Source organism: Ureibacillus sp. FSL E2-3493 (assembly GCF_038077515.1).
GTDB lineage: Bacteria > Bacillota > Bacilli > Bacillales_A > Planococcaceae > Ureibacillus > Ureibacillus halotolerans.
Window position 1 is genome coordinate 2,572,371 of the sequence record NZ_JBBOPK010000001.1, and the last position, 19,915, is coordinate 2,592,285.

24 protein-coding genes and 1 pseudogene are annotated in these 19,915 nt (G+C 35.8%); 5 read left to right on the top strand and 20 right to left on the bottom strand.

The window, feature by feature from the left end:
- Positions 1 to 54 precede the first annotated feature (54 nt).
- Both MHH69_RS13295 and MHH69_RS13300 read right to left on the bottom strand, forming a co-directional pair.
- Positions 55 to 255, bottom strand: a complete 201-nt coding sequence (locus MHH69_RS13295; RefSeq protein WP_241559314.1) for a hypothetical protein — start codon at positions 253 to 255, stop codon at positions 55 to 57.
- A gap of 74 nt (positions 256 to 329) precedes the next feature.
- Entirely contained in the window at positions 330 to 1,838 is a 1,509-nt protein-coding gene (locus MHH69_RS13300; RefSeq protein WP_341362501.1) for a leucyl aminopeptidase, read from the bottom strand.
- Between the two features lie 138 nt (positions 1,839 to 1,976).
- On the opposite strand from MHH69_RS13300, the gene MHH69_RS13305 reads away from it, so the two are divergent.
- A complete protein-coding gene (locus MHH69_RS13305) occupies positions 1,977 to 2,462 on the top strand; it encodes a divergent PAP2 family protein (protein ID WP_341362502.1) in 486 nt (161 codons plus the stop codon).
- Positions 2,463 to 2,623: 161 nt separating this feature from the next.
- On the opposite strand, the gene MHH69_RS13310 is transcribed toward MHH69_RS13305, so the two are convergent.
- The 4 genes from MHH69_RS13310 to MHH69_RS13325 all read right to left on the bottom strand — a co-directional run bounded on the left by MHH69_RS13310 (position 2,624) and on the right by MHH69_RS13325 (position 6,041).
- The gene (locus MHH69_RS13310; protein WP_122972181.1) at positions 2,624 to 2,953 is read right to left on the bottom strand and encodes a YuiB family protein; all 330 of its coding nucleotides are present in this window, start codon (positions 2,951 to 2,953) and stop codon (positions 2,624 to 2,626) included.
- Between the two features lie 104 nt (positions 2,954 to 3,057).
- Positions 3,058 to 4,857: a carbon starvation CstA family protein gene (locus MHH69_RS13315; RefSeq protein ID WP_122972180.1), complete on the bottom strand. Its 1,800-nt coding sequence runs from the start codon at positions 4,855 to 4,857 to the stop codon at positions 3,058 to 3,060.
- Positions 4,858 to 5,032: 175 nt separating this feature from the next.
- The gene (locus MHH69_RS13320; protein WP_122972179.1) at positions 5,033 to 5,530 is read right to left on the bottom strand and encodes an NUDIX hydrolase; all 498 of its coding nucleotides are present in this window, start codon (positions 5,528 to 5,530) and stop codon (positions 5,033 to 5,035) included.
- A gap of 136 nt (positions 5,531 to 5,666) precedes the next feature.
- Positions 5,667 to 6,041 (bottom strand): HesB/IscA family protein, encoded by a 375-nt coding sequence (locus tag MHH69_RS13325; RefSeq protein WP_122972178.1) that lies wholly within the window; start codon positions 6,039 to 6,041, stop codon positions 5,667 to 5,669.
- 269 nt (positions 6,042 to 6,310) lie between these two features.
- Here MHH69_RS13325 and MHH69_RS13330 point away from each other — a divergent pair.
- A pseudogene (locus MHH69_RS13330) lies at positions 6,311 to 6,955 on the top strand (DUF2225 domain-containing protein); the annotation flags it as partial.
- 47 nt (positions 6,956 to 7,002) lie between these two features.
- On the opposite strand, the gene MHH69_RS13335 reads toward MHH69_RS13330, so the two are convergent.
- The gene (locus MHH69_RS13335) at positions 7,003 to 7,239 is read right to left on the bottom strand and encodes a NifU family protein (RefSeq protein WP_122972176.1); all 237 of its coding nucleotides are present in this window, start codon (positions 7,237 to 7,239) and stop codon (positions 7,003 to 7,005) included.
- An 85-nt stretch (positions 7,240 to 7,324) separates the two neighbouring features.
- Between MHH69_RS13335 and MHH69_RS13340 the strand changes: the two genes are divergently transcribed.
- Positions 7,325 to 7,654 (top strand): YuzD family protein, encoded by a 330-nt coding sequence (locus MHH69_RS13340; RefSeq protein ID WP_122972175.1) that lies wholly within the window; start codon positions 7,325 to 7,327, stop codon positions 7,652 to 7,654.
- A gap of 78 nt (positions 7,655 to 7,732) precedes the next feature.
- On the opposite strand, the gene MHH69_RS13345 is transcribed toward MHH69_RS13340, so the two are convergent.
- Entirely contained in the window at positions 7,733 to 8,806 is a 1,074-nt protein-coding gene (locus tag MHH69_RS13345; RefSeq protein ID WP_122972174.1) for an NAD(P)/FAD-dependent oxidoreductase, read from the bottom strand.
- A gap of 196 nt (positions 8,807 to 9,002) precedes the next feature.
- Between MHH69_RS13345 and MHH69_RS13350 the strand changes: the two genes are divergently transcribed.
- Positions 9,003 to 9,239: a YuzB family protein gene (locus tag MHH69_RS13350; protein ID WP_122972173.1), complete on the top strand. Its 237-nt coding sequence runs from the start codon at positions 9,003 to 9,005 to the stop codon at positions 9,237 to 9,239.
- 51 nt (positions 9,240 to 9,290) lie between these two features.
- On the opposite strand, the gene MHH69_RS13355 is transcribed toward MHH69_RS13350, so the two are convergent.
- Together MHH69_RS13355 and MHH69_RS13360 are read right to left on the bottom strand one after the other, a co-directional pair.
- Complete coding sequence (locus MHH69_RS13355; protein WP_122972172.1) at positions 9,291 to 10,064, bottom strand: TIGR01457 family HAD-type hydrolase; 774 nt, start codon at positions 10,062 to 10,064, stop codon at positions 9,291 to 9,293.
- Positions 10,061 to 10,513: a DUF86 domain-containing protein gene (locus tag MHH69_RS13360; protein WP_122972171.1), complete on the bottom strand. Its 453-nt coding sequence runs from the start codon at positions 10,511 to 10,513 to the stop codon at positions 10,061 to 10,063. The genes MHH69_RS13355 and MHH69_RS13360 overlap by 4 nt, the downstream gene beginning before the upstream one ends.
- Positions 10,514 to 10,604: 91 nt before the next feature.
- On the opposite strand from MHH69_RS13360, the gene MHH69_RS13365 reads away from it, so the two are divergent.
- The gene (locus MHH69_RS13365; protein ID WP_122972170.1) at positions 10,605 to 10,871 is read left to right on the top strand and encodes a DUF3055 domain-containing protein; all 267 of its coding nucleotides are present in this window, start codon (positions 10,605 to 10,607) and stop codon (positions 10,869 to 10,871) included.
- 41 nt (positions 10,872 to 10,912) lie between these two features.
- Here the strand turns inward: MHH69_RS13365 and MHH69_RS13370 are convergent, their stop codons facing one another.
- From MHH69_RS13370 to cysW, 10 genes are all read right to left on the bottom strand, one after another.
- Positions 10,913 to 11,266 carry a YutD family protein gene (locus MHH69_RS13370; protein ID WP_122972169.1) on the bottom strand — a complete coding sequence of 118 codons (354 nt, stop codon included), beginning with the start codon at positions 11,264 to 11,266 and terminating at the stop codon, positions 10,913 to 10,915.
- Between the two features lie 128 nt (positions 11,267 to 11,394).
- Positions 11,395 to 12,312 carry a lipoyl synthase gene (lipA, locus tag MHH69_RS13375; RefSeq protein ID WP_341362503.1) on the bottom strand — a complete coding sequence of 306 codons (918 nt, stop codon included), beginning with the start codon at positions 12,310 to 12,312 and terminating at the stop codon, positions 11,395 to 11,397.
- Positions 12,313 to 12,438: 126 nt separating this feature from the next.
- Positions 12,439 to 13,176, bottom strand: coding sequence for a sporulation protein YunB (gene yunB / locus MHH69_RS13380; RefSeq protein ID WP_406928197.1), 738 nt, complete (start codon positions 13,174 to 13,176; stop codon positions 12,439 to 12,441).
- An 89-nt stretch (positions 13,177 to 13,265) separates the two neighbouring features.
- The gene (locus MHH69_RS13385) at positions 13,266 to 14,369 is read right to left on the bottom strand and encodes an HD-GYP domain-containing protein (RefSeq protein ID WP_122972167.1); all 1,104 of its coding nucleotides are present in this window, start codon (positions 14,367 to 14,369) and stop codon (positions 13,266 to 13,268) included.
- A gap of 56 nt (positions 14,370 to 14,425) precedes the next feature.
- Complete coding sequence (locus MHH69_RS13390) at positions 14,426 to 15,790, bottom strand: bifunctional metallophosphatase/5'-nucleotidase (protein ID WP_341362504.1); 1,365 nt, start codon at positions 15,788 to 15,790, stop codon at positions 14,426 to 14,428.
- A 103-nt stretch (positions 15,791 to 15,893) separates the two neighbouring features.
- Entirely contained in the window at positions 15,894 to 16,715 is an 822-nt protein-coding gene (locus tag MHH69_RS13395; protein WP_122972165.1) for a sulfite exporter TauE/SafE family protein, read from the bottom strand.
- The gene (locus MHH69_RS13400; RefSeq protein ID WP_341362505.1) at positions 16,715 to 17,572 is read right to left on the bottom strand and encodes a DUF72 domain-containing protein; all 858 of its coding nucleotides are present in this window, start codon (positions 17,570 to 17,572) and stop codon (positions 16,715 to 16,717) included. Before MHH69_RS13400 ends, MHH69_RS13395 begins: the two co-directional genes overlap by 1 nt.
- A gap of 147 nt (positions 17,573 to 17,719) precedes the next feature.
- Positions 17,720 to 17,869, bottom strand: coding sequence for a YezD family protein (locus MHH69_RS13405; RefSeq protein WP_191708770.1), 150 nt, complete (start codon positions 17,867 to 17,869; stop codon positions 17,720 to 17,722).
- 80 nt (positions 17,870 to 17,949) lie between these two features.
- Entirely contained in the window at positions 17,950 to 19,020 is a 1,071-nt protein-coding gene (locus MHH69_RS13410) for a sulfate/molybdate ABC transporter ATP-binding protein (protein WP_341362506.1), read from the bottom strand.
- A gap of 14 nt (positions 19,021 to 19,034) precedes the next feature.
- Positions 19,035 to 19,871: a sulfate ABC transporter permease subunit CysW gene (cysW, locus tag MHH69_RS13415; RefSeq protein ID WP_341362977.1), complete on the bottom strand. Its 837-nt coding sequence runs from the start codon at positions 19,869 to 19,871 to the stop codon at positions 19,035 to 19,037.
- Positions 19,872 to 19,915 lie beyond the last annotated feature (44 nt).

Sequence of the window (19,915 nt, forward strand, 5' to 3'; positions counted from 1 at the left end):
AATTCCGTCCTATGAAAAGGAAAAAGAAGCACGAAATGATTCGCGCTTCTTTTTTTAGTAGAATCTTCTATATGGTCTACGTCTACGTGGGTAAGGATATGGGTAAAATGGATAAGGTGGATAGGGATAATAAGGCCTACCATAAAAAGGTCTTCCAGGGTAAATAACATTACCTAATAATCCACCTAAAAAACCACCTAGAAAAGGATAACCAAATTGATTAAATCCACCATAGCCACCATAAAAATTTGTCACGATTATCTACCTCCTTCTCTTTAGTAACATATGTTAAAAAAGAGAGGAAACCTATGGGATATGCCCACTTGTAATTAGTTGTTTTGTTCGCCTAATCTTTCAACGAAAGTAGCTAATGTTCTAACCATTACGCCAGTTCCACCTTTTGGTCCTAAATCATATGATGATGAAGCATCTGATGTACCGGCAATATCTAAATGAATCCAAGGGGTATCCCCTACAAATTCACCTACAAATCCACCACCAAAAATCATATGACCATCACTACCAGGGGAATTATTTAAATCTGCAATATCCGATTTACGGATACGTTTTTTATCTCTTTCTGTAAGGGGCATTCCCCAAACAAATTCACCCGTTTCAATACTTGCCTCTATGAATGCATCAAAGAAGGCTTCATTATTTGTTAAAGAGCCAGTTTTATCATAACCTAATGCTGTAATAACTCCACCTGTTAATGTCGCAACATCAATTAAAGAAGTAGCTCCTTGTTGTTTCGCATAAGTAACTGCATCTGCCAACACAAGACGTCCTTCAGCATCCGTATTTAATACTTCTACCGTTTTCCCACTGTACGTTGTAATAACGTCATCTGGTTTAAAGGCTTCACCTGAAATCATATTGTCCGTTGAACCAATTACAGCAACAACGTTTTTGTTTGGACGGGATTCACCGATAATTTTCATCGCACCTAAAACAGCAGCTGCTCCTCCCATATCACCTTTCATACCGACCATGCCTGTTTTCGTCTTAATGGAATAGCCACCAGTATCATACGTTACTCCTTTACCGACTAATCCGATCGCATCTTCCCATTTCTCAGTTGCTTGATATTTAATCGTAATAAGGCGTGGTTCCTCTACAGAGCCTTTATTAACACTTAGAATACCGCCCATCCCTAATTCTTCTAATTCTTTCTTCGTTAAAATTTCAATTTCAAAGTCATATTGTTTCGCTAATTTTTCTGCATAATCCGCTAGTTCTGTTGCAGTTAATAAGTTTGGAGGTAAATTGACTAAATTACGGGCTTCATTTACAGCGTCTGCATAAATTTTACCTACTTCAAAACTTGCAGCAATTTCATCGATATCCGCCTTTGTCACAAAATGAACTGCATCCATATAAACTTCTACTTCATTTGACGATGTTTTATAGTGGGGTACTTGATAGAATCCTAGACCCGTTCCTTCAGCAAAAAGATACGCAATCGTTTGCTCGTCAATTGGGCTTGCTGTAAAGGACTCTAACCAAATTGTACATTCACTTGCCTTTAGAGCTCTCAACTCTTTCCCTACTAAACCAAACGTTTCTCTTAATTCGTTTTCTGTTAAAGTTTTTGTATCACCTAAACCAACGAATAAAACCCGTTTAATATGTTCATTTTGTCCTATGTAAGGAATTTTTGTCATTTTCTTACGTTCAGTTTGAATATCTCCCGAACGAATCCAATTCTCAACGTTTTCACCATAGAATGATACAAAATTACTCCATCCTTCAATATGGTCGCAATTTTTTTGTACTCCAACGATTAGTAATTCGGTCGTTACTTGCTCAAAATTTTTTGGTTCTTTAACATTTTTCATTTGATATCCCCCTTTATTTATAATTTTATTATAGTAAAGAGTTAGCTATTTATCGAATATTTCGAATTACGAATTGATTATAAATGTTTTGCTATCATTCGGTTATGCTATACTTGAAACAAAAAAGAAAGGTAGGGAATGTTTGTTTTGGGATTACTTCAAAATACCCCTTTACTTTTATCTATTTTTTCCATTTTATTTGCCCAATTCATAAAAGTACCAATCCATTTTGCTTTCACTAAAAAACTAGATTGGTCATTAATGACGTCAACGGGTGGTATGCCTAGCTCCCATTCTGCTGCAGTAACGAGTTTAGCAACAGCAGTCGGATTTGAAACAGGTCTTGATTCTCCTACCTTTGCAGTAGCGGCTATGTTTGCTGGAATCGTCATGTATGATGCCATTGGCGTACGTTATCAAGCTGGTCAACATGCAGCAATTATTAACCGTATGCGAAATGAATTAGCTGTTTTTTTCCGTAAAATTAAACATTGGCCTGAAAAGGATGAAAATGAAAAAATTCAAGAATTAAAAACTTTACTCGGTCATAAACCGAGCGAAGTATTTTCTGGTGCCATTACGGGAATTTTAATTTCTATCATTTTTTATACACTAGTCCTTTAATTAATGAATAAAAGCGTATTTGAGATATTTATGCCCTCCCTTTTCTTTCGAGTGAAGAGTATTACCATTCTCAAATACGCTTTTCTTAAATAAAAAATGGCTAACTGCTAAAAAGGATAACAAAATAAAGAAGACTGACTCAAACATGAGCCAGTCCCTTTTTAGAACATTCGATATCCCGCTTTTCGAAGATAGATCATGACAAATCCAGCTACGATGGCCCCTGCAAATCCACCTATTAAAATGGAAATATCAACGACTTGTAATGCTTGAATTTTGTCTACTAACGCTGGGAAAGCTGTCCCAGGTTTAACAATATAATCTAAAAAACTTACTTCATCAATAATAAATACAACGACGATTGGATAAACGATAGCCATTAACCAAGTCATACGTAAAAGCATGTTTAATAAGAAACCGATTCCAAAAAACATGACGAAGAAAAGTACGACTGAGATGATTAATTGCACTAACGAAACTGAACCACTCATATTATGTATAACCTCCGTTTTCCTCTCATTAGTTTACATGATAAGAGGCTAGCTTTCAAATATAAAAAGTGGATGTCTCACAAACTGAGACACCCACTTTTAATCTATCCTGCTTTTACAACTCCACCATTTATAAAACGAGGACTATTCCACAGTTGAATCCATTTCTTCACAGCAGTTACGACGATGATTAACCCTAAAATAAGCATGATGATTGATAACACGCCATTTAATACGGAATAGCCTGATGCAGCACTATTCCAATAAACATTTTTCACCATCCATATTCCCGCAACATTCACTGTAATATATAAATAAATTAATGGAATGAGACAGGTCCACACATAAATTCGTTTCGTTGCCATTTTCAGAATTACTGTAGCTCCTACTACTAAACCAATAGATGCCATTAATTGATTGGAGACACCAAACAGTGCCCAAATCGGCCCAATTTCTCCTGAGTACAATAAATATCCCCATAGGAAACAAGCTAAAGCACTAGCAAAAATCGCACCAGGCAGCCAGTCTGTTCGCTTTAACGGTTTGACAACTTCCCCTACGAAATCTTGAATTAAATACCGCGCAACCCTTGTTCCCGCATCAATGGCAGTTAAAATAAACACCGCTTCAAACATAATGACAAATTGATAGAAGTAGGAAGATAAATTACTGAACCATGGAATACCTGTGAAGATTTGGGTCATCCCTACCGCCAGTGAAACGCCCCCACCAGTCCGTCCTTCCAAATCCATTCCAATACTTTGGGATAGTGTTGCTAAATTAACCGGTTCCATCCCTAAAGTAGCATATACTGCAGGTGCAGCATTAATTGCAAAGTAGTCCCCTGGATGTAATGCTGTTGCAGCAATTAACGCCATTACCCCAACTAAACTTTCAACAAGCATGGCACCAAAACCAACAACTCGAATGTCTTCCCATCGATTTAACATTTTAGGCGTTGTACCGGAACCGATAAATGCATGGAACCCGGATATCGCCCCACAAGCAATTGTAATCGAAACAAACGGCCAAACGGGACCTGCTACAATTGGTCCTCCACCATGAACAAATTCTGTTACAGCTGGGAATTGAATGATTGGATTTACAAAAAATACTCCAGCGATTAATGCAATGAATACACCAATTTTCATAAAGCTACTTAAATAGTCTCTAGGTGCTAGTAAAAACCATACAGGCAAAGCAGCAGCGAAAAAGGCATAGACAGGTAAAATAATCGCTAACGTTTGGCGATCAAAAGTTAAAAAATCACCAAGGGCCGTTCCTTGTATATAAGGACCAACAAACACACCTATAATTAATAAAATAAATCCAATAGCTGAAGTAACAAGTAAATTGCCCGTTTTCTTATACGCCACTCCAACTAGCATCGCAATCGGAATGGTAATAGCAACAGCAAAAGTTCCCCAAGGATTTCTTTCTAATGCACCGAGCACAACCATGGACAATCCTGCCATTGTAATCGTAATAATAAACAACATAGCAAGACCGGTACAGAACCCTGCAACGGGACCTAGTTCTTCCTTCATTACTTCTGAAAGCGATTTCCCATTTCGGCGCATAGATGCAAATAAAACGACAGCGTCATGAACTGCACCACCAATAACTGCCCCAATAAGAAGCCATAAAAGTCCAGGTAAATAACCAAATTGAGCTGCTAATACGGGCCCTACTAATGGCCCAGCTGCCGCAATAGCTGCGAAGTGATGACCGAAAGCTACCCATTTGTTTGTCGGTACATAGTCTTTCCCATCATTGTATACATGAGCTGGTGTAGGTTCCTTTTCATTAATTCTTAGAACTTTTTTCGTAAAGAAATAGCCATATAATCGGTAGCCAATAATTAAAACACACACGGCCCCAATTACAATGGATAAAGCATTCATAACTTCCCTCCATCCTTACCGGATATTTAAGTAAAAAACAGTATACTGGGCTTATGAATCTCTCTATTTTTTTAGATGTAAAGTAGCTCGAGCACTTTCCATAAAGATATGAAAGTACCATTTATAACATGCATACAACGATATGTACTTTAAACAAATTTACAAAATCGCCTTCCTATTTATGAAAGAATAATTTATAAGCAGTATATTGAAAAATATCTCCTGGGTTAACTCCCTCTATTTTATATAGTTGATGATTGGCCAGTTGCTGATGGGCCATTTCCTCTAACATAACGGAAGACTCTCCTTTTCTAGCAATTTCATCCTCTGTTAACCATTGAACGTCAGAAAGTTCTAGTTCCTGAATTTGAATCGGCTGATTCTCATCTTCCATGCGACAAAGGAAAATTGCCATATTATCGCTAATTTCTTCCCGAATCACTCCAGACCGAAAACCGATTAACCCTGTCACTTCACAATCTATACCTGTTTCTTCTTTCACTTCACGAACTACTGCCTGATCCGCCGTTTCTCCTGCTTGAACAAAGCCAGCTGGCAATGACCATACCCCTTTTAACCCGCTATATTTCTTTTTTACAACAAGCCATTTTCCTTCTGAATTCATAACCACGCCCGCTACTCCAAGCCAAACTTTCCCTCTATCCTTTTTCATACCTATTCCCCTTTTTTAGTAAAAACACTTTTCCATTTATTATACTCTTTTCCGTATAAATAGAAAAAATCTTCTTGAAGGACTATACCTACCAAGAAGATTTATATAAAAATTCCATTTTATGTTGTATTGCCTATTACTCACAAACTTCCGGTGTACCTTCAACTTTTGCTGTTCTAAATGAAGTACCACAGCCACATGATGCGATAGCGTTTGGATTATCGATAGTGAAGCCACCACCCATTAAAGATTGCTTATAGTCAATTTTTGTTCCCATTAAGATTGGTGCATCTTCTCGGGAAACAAGAATTTTCAAACCGTGTTGTTCATCTACATAATCGTCGTCATTTTGAGTGTGATCAAAATTCATACCGTAAGAAAGACCACTACAACCGCCACCATGTACAGCTACTCGTAAAAAAGAACCTTCTTCTTCATTGTGCTGTTGCATTTCCTTCACACGAAATGATGCAGCCTCAGTTAACTCAATGACTTTCTTTTCACTTGTCATCCCATTCACCTTCCTTCTAGTTATAATCATATCAAGGAGAGAAACAAAAGAAAAGATATGTGCTTTTTGTTTCCTCAAACTTTTTCAATTCTATTTAACATTATGAACATTCATATTTACCGATAAATAGTCCATTAGATTCACTACATTAAAAACAAAAATAGATATAATAGTCATATATTATATAAAGATGAGGGGTCCAATCGATGGAATTGTCACCATTCTATGAGAAGAAAGTTGAATGTTTATGTTGAAAAAAATCATTTCCGACGTTTAAAGTACGATCTAAATCTGTTAAAGTACACCATACTGATAGCGATTTTTGTCCTACTTATTCTGATTCAACCGTTAATGCATTATACTACAATGTTTTTGTTTGTGAGCATTGCGGCTTTTCTTTTACAGAAGATTTTTCAAAATACTTTCAACCTGGAGTAAAGGAGGAAATTAGTGCCCAAATTTCCGATAAATGGACGAAACGATCGTTTAATAACGAAAGAACAAATACCCAAGCATTGGAAGCGTACAAGCTAGCCTTTATGTGTGGACTATTAAAAAAGGAGAAAGCCGTCACGTTAGCAGGTTTAACTTTGCGAATTGCTTGGCTTTATCGAAGTATACATAATCTCGAACAAGAAAAACGGTTTATAAAAATCGCACGAGATCAATACTTAACATCCTTTTCCAATGAAGATTACGTAGGTACTCAAATGTCAAATACCCGTATTTTGTATATGATAGCGGAGTTATCTAGAAGAATAGAAGATTACGACTTAGCCACTCGCTTTTTCTCAAAAGTAATCGAAAATCAACAAGCAAGTGGTGAAGCTAAACTTTTAAATATGGCAAAAGAACAATGGCAACTTGTTCGTTCAGCTCGGGAACAAAGTCGTGACCAATCTTCTGCCAACTAATGAAAAAAACTAACGTCTACATTCGTAAACGTTAGTTTTTTCATTCATTAAAATACTTGTTCAACTTCAACGATTCCAGGTACTTCTTCTAATAGAGCACGTTCAATACCTGCTTTTAAAGTAATTGTAGAACTTGGGCAGCTTCCGCATGCGCCTAATAAGCGTAAACGTACAACACCATCTTCAACATCCACTAATTCACAGTCTCCACCATCGCGTAGTAAAAATGGGCGTAATTTATCTAAAACTTCTTGTACTTGTTCTTTTTGTTCTAAATCTGTCATTTTTCTCGACTCCTTTCACTAAAATTATTATAATGTGAAGAAACAAAAAAATCCATAATTCCGTATTATGAAAGGTTGTTAAATTATGACAGAAAATCATCCCGTTATCGAAGTTTTTGGTGCAGAAGTCATTTGTGCCAGCTGTGTCAATGCTCCTTCTTCAAAAGATACATATGAATGGCTACAAGCTGCCATTAGCCGCAAATTCCCTGAGCAACCATTTACAATCCGCTATATCGATATTGAGCAACCTCTAGAAAGCACGCGAGATCAAGAATGGGCAGAACGTATTCAAAATGATGAATTTTTCTACCCACTTGTTCTCATCAATAATGAAGTCATCTGTGAAGGTTATATTCAAATTCAACCGGTCTTTTCAACATTAGAAAAACTTGGCTTTGTTCCAGCCGAATAAAATTTATTTATTGAAACAAAATCATTTTATAATGATTTTGTTTTTATTATGTTTGTTTTAATTGAAAATTATTTACCCTTATTGAGAATCGTTCTGACGTTTGTACATCCAAAGTAAACCTGATTTCATTAAGCGGGCAATCCGTCCTGTAACTGTTGTATCCGCTAAATGAACAAATCCTTGTTTTTTACCTAAAGAGCCCATAAAGCCTTTTAATTTAATTTCGGGCATTTTTTCAGGAAGAGGCTCGTTATTCCAACGATGTTTTAAAACTTTTACAATTCGTTCCCCTTGTTCTTCTGCAAGCTGGGCACTAGCAGGTAAATCAGATGATGCACAATCCCCTACTACAAAAACATGTTCATCATCAACTAAGTGGAAATATTGAGTAACGAGCGGACGACCTTTTTTATCTTTTTCCGCATCCATCTCACGAACGATTTTTACTGGTTGGACTCCAGCAGTCCAAACGACAGCATCTACTTCAATCACTTCGTCTTTATTATATAAACGAGTAGGTTCTACTTTCGTAATATTAGATTCTGCAATTACTTCTACATTATTTTTTATAAACCATTCTTTTACATACTTACTTAACTTTTCTGGGAAAGCTCGTAAAATACGTGGGGAACGGTCAAATAATTTAATTTTTAAATCCGAACGACTTTCACGTAATTCACTAGCAAGTTCAATTCCACTTAAACCTGCACCTACAATTCCTACGACAGAGCCTGGTGGTAATCCACAAAGCTTTTCAAAGGTTGTACGTGATTTCGCAATTGTTTGTATACTATAACTGTTTTCTTCTGCTCCAGGAACACCATGATAGTCGTCTTCACAACCTAATCCAATTACTAAATCATCATAAGGAATAAATTGGCCATCCTCTAAAATAACCTTTTTTTCCTTTCGATCAATTTTCGTAATTTCTCCATATACCGTTTCTAATCTCTCATTTTCTGGGAAGTTAACACGAACATTTTTATCCGTTGTTGTTCCAGCTGCAAGAGCATAAAATTCTGTTTTCAAACTATGGAATGGTGTACGATCAACTAATGTAATTTTTGTATCTTGTGGAAAGTTGTTCGGTAATAGGCGTAACAAAATACGCATATTGCCATAGCCCCCACCTAGTAATACTAGTCTTTTCATAAAAAAATACTCCCCTATATCTCTTTTGTAATTGTGTAAGCCATCGTTCACAATTTATCCATAAAGAGTATATCTTATTGTGAGATGTTTCACAATATATTTTAGAAATTTTTTGTGAAGAATTTCACAAAAATTTATTCTTTGACGAAACATGTAAAACAGAGTAGCATGTCACTAGAGTGAGGTGAAAATGCAGTTGAATCCATTAGTAGAGTTTTGCATTAGCAATCTAGCAAAAGGTGCTCAAGAAACTTATGACATATTAGAAAATGACCCAGATATTGATGTCCTTGAATATGGATGTTTAAGTTACTGTAGTTTGTGTGACCAAACTTTTTATGCTCTTGTAAATGGGGATATCGTAGAAGCCGATACACCCGATGAACTGACTAAAAAGATTTATCAATATATAGAGGAAAATCCCCTTTTCTAATAAAAGTATATCCATAAAGAAATCCGCGCACTGTTACGTACGCGGATTTCTTTATATTTTTACTTCATCTAAGTTTTCTACACAATAGGTTGGTTTTTGATCCTTCTGTAACACTATAGAAGTACTAGTTACTCCAGTGTTGACATGAATTGTATCACAGCCAAATCGAATACCACATAAAATATCTGTATCATAATTGTCACCAACCATGACCATATCCTCTTTTGCCAATCCAAACTCTTGCTGGATGACTTCAAGCATGACTGGGGAAGGTTTTCCAATATAAGTCGGTTCAACTGCAGCGACATTCGCTACTAAATTGACAAAGGAACCGTTACCAGGTAGGAACCCTAGTTCAGAAGGGAATCGGACATCTTCATTCGTCCCAATTAATTTTGCTCCACCTTGAACAGCGAGGGAAGCTTTTACTAATTTCATATAGTCTACCGTTCGATCAATGCCCATTACAACTACATCTGGTCTCGCTTCATCTGTGTCCACTATTCGTATTCCTTCTGCCTCTAATGCTGTACGAATTCCATCTGAACCGACCATAAAAATCGTCGCCTTATCAAAATGTTCTGCAACATATTTAGCCGTCGTTAATGCACTCGAATAAATGCGAAAAGTTGGTGTATCAATTCCAATATTGGCTAAAGCCTGTTGCAGTTGCTCCCTTGTTTTGGACGAATTGTTCGTTACGAAAAAATAATCGATATTTTCTTGTTGTAACTGATGAATAAAACGAACTGCTGAATCAATACCTTTTTTTCCTCGATACACTGTTCCGTCTAAATCGAAACAATAGGCTTTATAGTTTTTCATGCCTCATTCTCCGGTAAAAAGGCTGAAACAGGACCAAGTTCGTTTTCTAAGTAAGCCGCTACTAATGGAGAGAATTGTTTAATCGCATTTAAACTATCTGTTAGCACTTTTAACACATGTTCATTATCCACGTTAATAAATTCCCTTACGATCATTTTTCTCAAGCCTACAACGTCTTTTAAAGGCTTTTCCATTTCACTCGTTACAACTTTTTCATCGATTAATATATCGATGATGTCTTCATAACTACCAGGATCACGCATAATAAATCCATCTATAATATAATTCCCTACATCCATCATTGCTTCCATAGTATTATGGGCAATGCGTTGTAAAGCTAATTTTGAAATATCATCTTTTAGCCAATTCTCTTCTTTTTCAAAAATTGATAGTATCTCATCTAAATGTTTTAACGTAATTGTTATTTTATTTCGATCTACAAAATACATAATGGTTCCCCCATTCAAATCTAAAAAGGTTGATAGTACTTTCTCTTCTATAGTAACATATTCTAGAGAATTGGAAGGAGTACTATACAATATGGAGCGATTTTTCTTATATGATGATGTAGAAGATACAAAAACTAGATTTGTTAGTTTCACAGGGAAAAAATTACGATATGATTTAGCTATTATGCAGTCTACTCGATTTTTCGGAAAAGTGTTAGTACTAGACATGCAAATGGGGCGCTTTGCGATTATTGGACAAGATGATGTAGAAGAACCAGGCTACTTGGAACACGTTTTTAATAAATCGGAAGAAGAAGCGGAAGATTTAAGAGAATATTTAACAGAATTATTAGCATAAAAAAATGCCGTGTTGCTATAGGTTAGCATCACGGCATTCTATTATTGTTGTTCTATCTCTTCGGGAGTTTGTTCCACTTCTATAGACTCTACTTTGGAAATGGCTTCAACTTGACTTGGCGCTTTCCCAATTTTCTTTAAAATAAAGTAAGCACAGCCAAAATTACAATACTCAAATAAATAATCTTCAAAAGTACTGATTCTCGTATCAAAGGTTGCTTTTTGGTTTTTGTCGTCAAAAAAGCCTTTTAAACGAAGCTGTCCGTAACCCCAGTCACCAACGATATAATCATATTTTGTTAATATATCTGAGTATCTAGCTATAAAGGCATCCTGTTGAAATCCATCACGGACATTCTCGACTATTTCATAGGCATATCCTTCTGCTATAATCATCGAAACTCCCCCTTTCTATACAAATCATCTGGACCTATTTTACACTATCGACTGCTTACAGTGTAGAATATTGGTTCATCTTCTTTCCATTAATGCTTATCTCTTTCGTAAGATAAAGGGCAAAAATTTTATATTTCTGCTTGTAACTGTCTTGCCTTCGTTGCTTCATTTACTTGCTCATCAGCATGGTAACTACTACGTACTAATGGCCCTGCTTGGCAATGCTTAAATCCTTTTTCCATTGCAATTTTGCGTAATTTACCAAATTCTAATGGTGTATAATATTTTTTTACAGGTAAATGTTTTTTCGTCGGTTGTAAATATTGGCCAATCGTCATAATGTCTACATCATTCGCACGTAAATCGTCCATTACTTCTAAAATTTCATCCCATTCTTCACCAAGACCAATCATTAACGAAGATTTTGTCGGAATGTCCGGTTGCATTTCCTTTGCTCTTCTTAAAAATTCTAGAGAACGATCGTATTTGGCACGGGCACGAACTCTTGGCGTTAAACGTCGAACCGTTTCGATATTATGATTTAAAATATCTGGTTTTGCATCCATTACCATTTTTAAATTTTCCTCTAGTCCACCTAAGTCTGAAGGTAATACTTCCACAGAAGTTTGAGGTGACTTACGGCGAATAGCGCGAACGGTTTCAGCTAGCACACCAGCTCCACCATCTTTCAAATCATCTCGGGCAACCATTGTAATGACGACATGTTTTAAATTCATAATTTGAACAGAATCTGCAACACGTTCTGGTTCAGCTAAATCGAGTTCATTTGGCAAACCGGTTTTAACTGCACAGAAACGACATGCTCGAGTACATACTGCCCCAAGTATCATCATAGTAGCCGTTCTTCTTTCGCCCCAACATTCATGGATATTTGGACAGCGCGCTTCTTCACATACAGTATGTAAATTTTTCTCGCGCATTAACTTTTTTAGCCCTTTATATTCATCATTTGTGTTTAATTTAATTTTTAGCCATTCAGGTTTACGTAAAATTTGTTCTTTATCATTAGTTGGTTTACTTGTCATATTTTTCAGCCCCTATCAAAATAAAACAAAAATTATACATACTGATGACAATGTAACATACTAGGTCAAATGAATACAACTAACTTTCAAAAAAGTTAAAATTTACTTGGCGATAATTTTTTTGTGTTAATTATATGGAACTGGTACCTCAATGGATGGCTGTGCTCCATCTCCACCTTGTGTATAAATGTGAGGAACTTGGCCACGTACTAAACCTATCGCAACCGGAATCGTTTGTTGAACGGTTGATTGTTGACTAGCAAAAGGAATAATAATTTGAACAGTAACGGTTAGATGAATATTTACTTCAACTAAGGCATTATTTATCCCAAACTCTTTAAAGGATGTCGCCACATCACTATTTACATTTCCGATAATATGAAACCGAATGGGTACCCTCGGCCCTAAGTTTCCTAATAGCGGGAGATTTAGTGCTTGGGCAATAGGAACGAAAAAGACTATGCCGTCTCCCTTTTGAATTTCACTTACATCATATTCTACATTCTCCAAATCAGGTAATTGGGATAAATCCCCTTGCTCTGCTAATTCTAAATGTTCCTTCACGAGAGCAGTCGTTTCTGCACGAACTTGGTTAATAATTTCCGTATTAAATTTTGTCGTAACCATATAATCTGACTCTGAAGGTAAGTCTTCTATAATTTCATTTACATCAAGTACACTTGAAGTTCTTGAATTAATCGCCTTACTCACAACATGGGCTGCTATTTTATTCGTTTGAACTTCAGCATATTGAACATAAGTTGGCATTAATCGATTATTTAATATATATAAAAATAACGTAACGCAAACGGCAAAAGCAACGACGAACAAAGTAAATCTATTTGATTTTTTCCGTTTTTTCATTTTCTTCGGTTTGTAAAACATCATTCTCTTCGGCTGCCGAGAAATCAAAAAATCTCCTCCTGCTCCAATTTATGAACAGGAAGAGATAACTATTCAACATACTCAATATATTCGGATTCGACTTTCTCTATTTTAACATTTGGCTCATCGGCTAAATGAATGACATATGTATTGTTAATTCGTTCATGATTTTCTTCAAAAATTCGTAAAAAGGGTAACGCTGCATTTTTGGGATTTTGCTCAACTACGATCCCTCTACGACCATCAGATAACAATAAGATAGTCCCGTTTGGATAATGAACAACACTTTTTTTAAAAGCATCGACAACCCGTTCATCAAATATGGTGCCCCTTCCTTCTTCGATGATGGCAATTCCTTGCGAAGGTAACATTTTATTACGGTAAACACGGTTTGTTGTTACCGCATCAAAAACATCTGCAACCGCAATGATTTTAGCATAAGGGTGTATTTCAGAGTCCACTAGACCGCGAGGATATCCACTTCCATCAATTCGTTCATGATGCTGAAAGGCACAATGGGCAACAAGTAACGAAATCGTATGTATATTACGCAAAATATCAAATCCGGTTTTTGTATGTTGTTTCATAATTTCAAATTCTTCATCTGTTAATCGACTTTGTTTGAACAAAATTTCTGATGGAATTAACATCTTCCCTACATCATGTAATAATGCACCAATCCCAATTGTTTTTAAATCATTCCGTGAATACCCCAACTCTTTTGCAATCGCTAGGGAGTAGATAGACACTTGGAAAGAATGTTGGTAAATATATTCGTCATAGATCAATGTATCCGTTAGAACTGTTAAAATTTCATTACTACTTAAAATCGAGGTGAGCAAATTATCAACTAATTGACCAATTTCCTTTGACTTTTTATCTAAAACAAGTGCGGCGGATTTATTCGATAATCCTTTTAATTGGTTAAAGGATTCTGTTATTTGTTTAACAGACTTTTTCCTGACCGAAAGTGGAACCGTTTCCTCAATCTCGATTCCTTTTGAGATTTCATCTTCAATATACACATATTGAATTCCTAATTGTTTTAATCGATGCATTATAGGCTCCGTTACGACAACGTTTCTTTGTATTAACGGAAGCCCTGCTTCATTCCAGATGGTCCTCCCTATAACCATACCCTTTTTTAGGACATTGATTGATATTAAACGCATTCAAAATTCACCTCAATTCTATGTCAATCATCAACGAATTTACTTCCTATTAAAGGTCAATTATAGAGTTTCTTTCCATACTCAATTAATATATCCCGTAAAAATAGTGGTAAATAATATTTCTTTTTCGCATATTTAAAATTTGGGAAGAAGTATCCGAAGGTAAACATATCCAAAGTAGCAAGGGTATATAGTCGATTTGGATCAGCTAGTTCTCCTTGGATAAAAAGTTCTCTGCTCTTATTTAAGGAAAATCCATAGGTCAGCATTTTCCCAAAAATAGAACCTCTAAATCCAAGACCTTTTAATTCGAGCAATGGCCATTCTTCATTTTGCGCCTGTAAATAAACTTCTTTTATTTCTTTTCCCGTTAATTCGATAACACATATATTTATCGGATGGGGAAGAATTTTATGAATATCGAAATTTGTAACAATTCCCTTATTTAAGCCTTCGAGGAATATTCCTGCATTGAACATTGTACAGTCTGCTTCGGTAAAATCGAGTACTGCTTCTGAAAATAGTTGGGATAGTTGTGAGTAGTGAAACCATTCTTTATTGTAACTTCTTGTCGTTTGAAAGATCGGTGTCTTTAAAAGCCGTTGCCCTTCTTCCGCAAGATTAGAGAGAAACATCATCTCCTCTTCTGTTTCAGGAAGAATCGGATTTTCAATAACAATTTCTTCTTTTTTAATCAATTTCCGAGTTTTATGGTCGAACTGTATCGTTAAATGACCAGTATATACGCCAAACTTCCCACATCCCGTTAATAACACGTTATTAACGACTTTGCCCCTTTCAAATAGATGATGGGTATGGGAGCCAAAAATAACATCGATATTTGGACATTCATTGGCTAATAGTTCATCTTCTGTAACACCTAGATGGGATAAGCAAACGACAATATCAACCTCTTTTTTTAACTGATTAGCCAATTGAACTAAAATTTTTCTTGGCTCTGTCACTTGCCAATTCAATTCTCGATAAAAGGCATCAAATAATGCCGTTGCCCCTATAACCCCAATTTTCGTTCCATACTTTGTTTGTAAAATCGTATAGGATTTCAACCATTCTGGTTTTTCCCCTTCCATTGGCTCAATATTTGCTACGACCACTTCAAAATTCGCTTCATCATAAAGTGAATATAATTCTTCAAAGGATAATGTAATCCCCTCATTATTACCGATAGTTACAACATCATATTCAGCTTCATTTAATAGTTTTATATTTCCTTTTCCAAGGGTTGCTTCTGTATATATATTTGAACGATCGAGATGATCACCAATATCGAATAAAAAGCTTGGTTCTCCTAATTTGGCAAATTCAATGCGCTGGCTTTTTATGAACGACTGCATTCGCCGCCAATATTCAAAATGACTATGTATATCATTCGTATGAAAAATATGAATTGTCTCAAGCATTACGGATCACCATCTCTCATAATTTCAAATTTGCTTTCCCCTATTTGGCCTACCGAATTAAGGCGCTGAAAAAAGTACTTCGTTTAACGTTCTAACCTGAACTTTAAAATAAGCCTTCCAATATGGAACGGATTCCGATAAACATCATCACAATCTGTAAAATAAAAACGACCGTTTTGGATTCCAATTTTTTATTTAAAAATGCCCCTATTTTCGCACCGATATAAGCGCAAATAATTACCGGGAGCGTATATTCCCAAGGAATATCCCCTAAATAAATATGACTTGCCGTGTTGACTAACGATGATAAAAATACCATAAACATGGATGTTGCCACAGCTACATGGGGAGGAAAGCGGAACAATAGCACCATTGCAGGAACAATTAACGAACCTCCTCCAATGCCGAATAATCCTGAAATTAAACCAACGATAAAAGTAAATAGGAGGGCAAACCAAATAGGGTAGCCATAAACAAACTCCTGTCCGTTATTATCTACAAAGTGTCGTTTCACACCATTTTGTAAAAACCAATTAATTGGCTTTAATTTATCCCTTACTATTAATAAAGAGGATAAAACAATTAATATGATTCCAAAAAAGATATTAAAGGAATCAAGTCCTAATCCTTGATTTAACCAGGCGCCTAGGATTGTACCTGGAATACTACCTAAAAAAAAGATAAAACCACTTTTTAAATCAACTTGCTTATTTTTCATATAAGAAGTTGTCGAAGATATTCCGATAAATACCATCATAATAACAGACAAACCAACGACACTTTGGGGTGTGATGTTAGGAAAGTAGTTAAGATTAATCCCAACGAACAATGTAGCGGGAATTAAAATGACGCCTCCACCTAATCCGACGAGTGATCCAATTAATCCTGCAAATAGAGCAATGACTCCTAGTAAAATATATTCCATTAAAATTCTCCTTCAAAAAAATCTAATTGCTTTGGAGAAAGTCCCTCAAAGTGAACATCTAACATTTGCTGCATTGTTTTAGCATTCTTTGCTGCATGATGACCAGAATTATTGTTGAATAATACAAACACTTCTTCACACTTTTGTTCCAATTGCAATATTTTATTTGCTAAATCCGAAAGTTCCTCCTCGTTATAATCATATAAGAAGCGAACTTCCCTCCAATTTTCTGTTGAACCGGAATTTCGCCACCCAAACACATTACGACCATGTATTCTAACTAATGCACGTTTTGCCGTCACTTCCGGGACAAATGGGACAGAACCGACTCCTGCCTGTGGTTCATCACAAACGGTATGTATAAACCCATTGTCTTTTAAAAATCGAATCGTTTCGTTTTTTCTTTCCGCACTATACCAAGTTTTATTTCGAAACTCGATGGCAACAGGAAAATCGCTAAGTTGTTCTTTTATATACCGTATATATTGTACATGCTTCGTAGAACAATCAAACCATGGTGGGAATTGCACTAAAACCATCGCCAATTTATTAGCATTTTGAAATGTCTCTGCACATTGTCTAAAAGCTTCAAACATTTCGTTTCTAGATTCATACGGATTTTCTTCCCGTAAATGGCCTGTCATCCCTTGATAAGCTTTCACAATAAATTGAAAGGAATCGGGTGTTTCCTTTAGCCATTTTTCAATATTTTGTCTCGATGGGATTGCATAAAAGGAAGTATCGACTTCCACAATCGGAAAATGTCCGCTGTAATCAAATAATTTTTCGTTTTTAGTAGAATTCGTACGATAAATAGATGGATGATCGCCCCATCCAGTTAGACCAATTTTTATCATATCTATCCCCTATTTTGCTTTTTATTATTTTCAGTATTGAGCTATGGATATACACACTTTAAAGTATAAACGATTTAAGAAAAAAAGTTCACTAACGTATCTTCGTAAGTGAACTTTTTATAGGTCATTTTTTATTTATAAAGGGATTTATTTATGCAAACGTATCTTTTCATTTTTTTCAATTTGTACAACATGTTCATCATGAACGACAAGCGTGATTGAACCGTAATTCATCGATAAGAGCATTAATTCAATTTTTTTCAAAACTTGTTGAATGTTTTCCTGCTTTTTACTCATCTTTTCACCCTTTCTTCCTATGTTCGCCCACTGTGAAAAAAATTAATTCAATTGAATCAATTGAACAACTTACCTCATGATCAAATTGAAAAATCTTCCGGTATAAAGACTTTCAATTGTTTTGGCCGAATAAATACTACATCACCTTTGTTAACAATTAACTTCTTGTAATGTTCTTTCGTTATTTCAGCCTCCAAATATTCCCCCGTATCTTCCCTTCTTAATTCAATTTGAACAATTGGTCCTACTACATGAATATGGACAATTTTCGCTCCAACGGTTTCATTGTCTACCTGCACTTTTTCAATGTGAATTTCATGGGGTCGAACATACCCAACCGCTTCTTCATAGGAGCCATGAAAACTTTCCACATTAACTTTCAATTGTCCCTGGGTTAATTTTCCGTTGTGTAATCGACCTTTAAATAAGTTAACATTTCCTAAAAAATTATAAACAAAAGGATTTTTTGGATGTTCATACACTTCTTCCGGGCTGCCAATTTGTTCAATTTTACCGTTATTCATAACAATGATTCGATTGGCAACATCGAGTGCTTCTTCTTGATCATGGGTGACAAAAATACTTGTTACATGAAATTCATTATGAAGTTTACGTAGCCAACGCCTTAGCTCTTTTCGAACTTTCGCATCTAACGCACCAAACGGTTCATCCAATAATAAAACTTTCGGCTCCACTGCTAAAGCTCGAGCTAATGCGACCCGTTGCCGTTGCCCTCCAGACAATTGGGACGGATAACGGTTCGCTAAATTCTCGAGTTTGACAAGGGAAAGTAATTCATTTACTTTCTTTGTTATTTCCACTTTTGGAGGTCTTGTTTTTCTTGGACGTACTTTTAATCCATATGCCACGTTATCAAAGACCGTCATATGACGAAATAACGCATAATGTTGGAAGACAAACCCTACTTGCCTTTCTTTCGGATGAACATTGGTTATATTTTGGCCATCGAATCGTATAACGCCTTCGTCTAATGATTCTAATCCAGCTAAAATACGTAACAGAGTCGTTTTACCGGAACCCGACGGCCCGAGAAGTGCAATTAGTTCCCCCGATTCAATATCAATGGAAATATCATTTAAAGCATGAAAAGTACCGAATGATTTTGAAACTTGTTGAATTTGAATACTCATTTATCTATCCCCCCTTATACGTTTTTCGCTTTCCACTCGATTAAATTTTTAATAATAATTGTTACGATTGCTAAAATGGACATTAACGAAGCGACTGCAAAAGCAGCAGTAAATTGATACTCATTGTATAAAATTTCGATATGCAAAGGCATCGTATTTGTCATTCCGCGAATATGCCCAGACACAACCGAAACCGCTCCGAATTCTCCCATTGCCCGCGCATTACATAAAATGACACCATATAATAACCCCCATTTAATATTCGGTAACGTTACAAGTAAAAATGTTTTTAATCCACTTGCACCTAAAGAAATGGAAGCTTCTTCTTCGGTAATTCCTTGCATCTGCATTAAAGGAATAAGCTCCCTTACAATGAAGGGAAAAGTGACAAATAATGTAGCGAGAACAATACCAGGAAGAGCAAACACAATCTTCAAATTATGTTGGAGAAGCCATTCCCCAAAATATCCCCCTGCACCAAATAACAAAATAAAGATTAAGCCTGCTATGACTGGCGAAATTGCAAAGGGCAAATCAATTAATGTAATTAAAAAATTTTTTCCTTTAAACGAAAATTTCGTAATCGCCCATGCCGCTACTAAACCAAATATTGCGTTTAACGGTACAACAATAGAAGCAACGATAAGTGTCAGTTTTATTGCCGACAGGGCATCTGGCTCCGTAATGGAAGCAATATATGTTTCCCACCCTTTTTCAAATGCCATTACGAAAATCGAAAGGAGGGGTAAAATTAAAAATAGCAGTAAAAACAATAAGGAAATTATAATTAACGTCCATTTTGTAATGGCAGATTCTTGTAACGAATAGGATTTCGTCGATGAATGGCTCATCGACATGGAAGTTTCTTTATTTATTTTTAAAGGTGCTATCAATG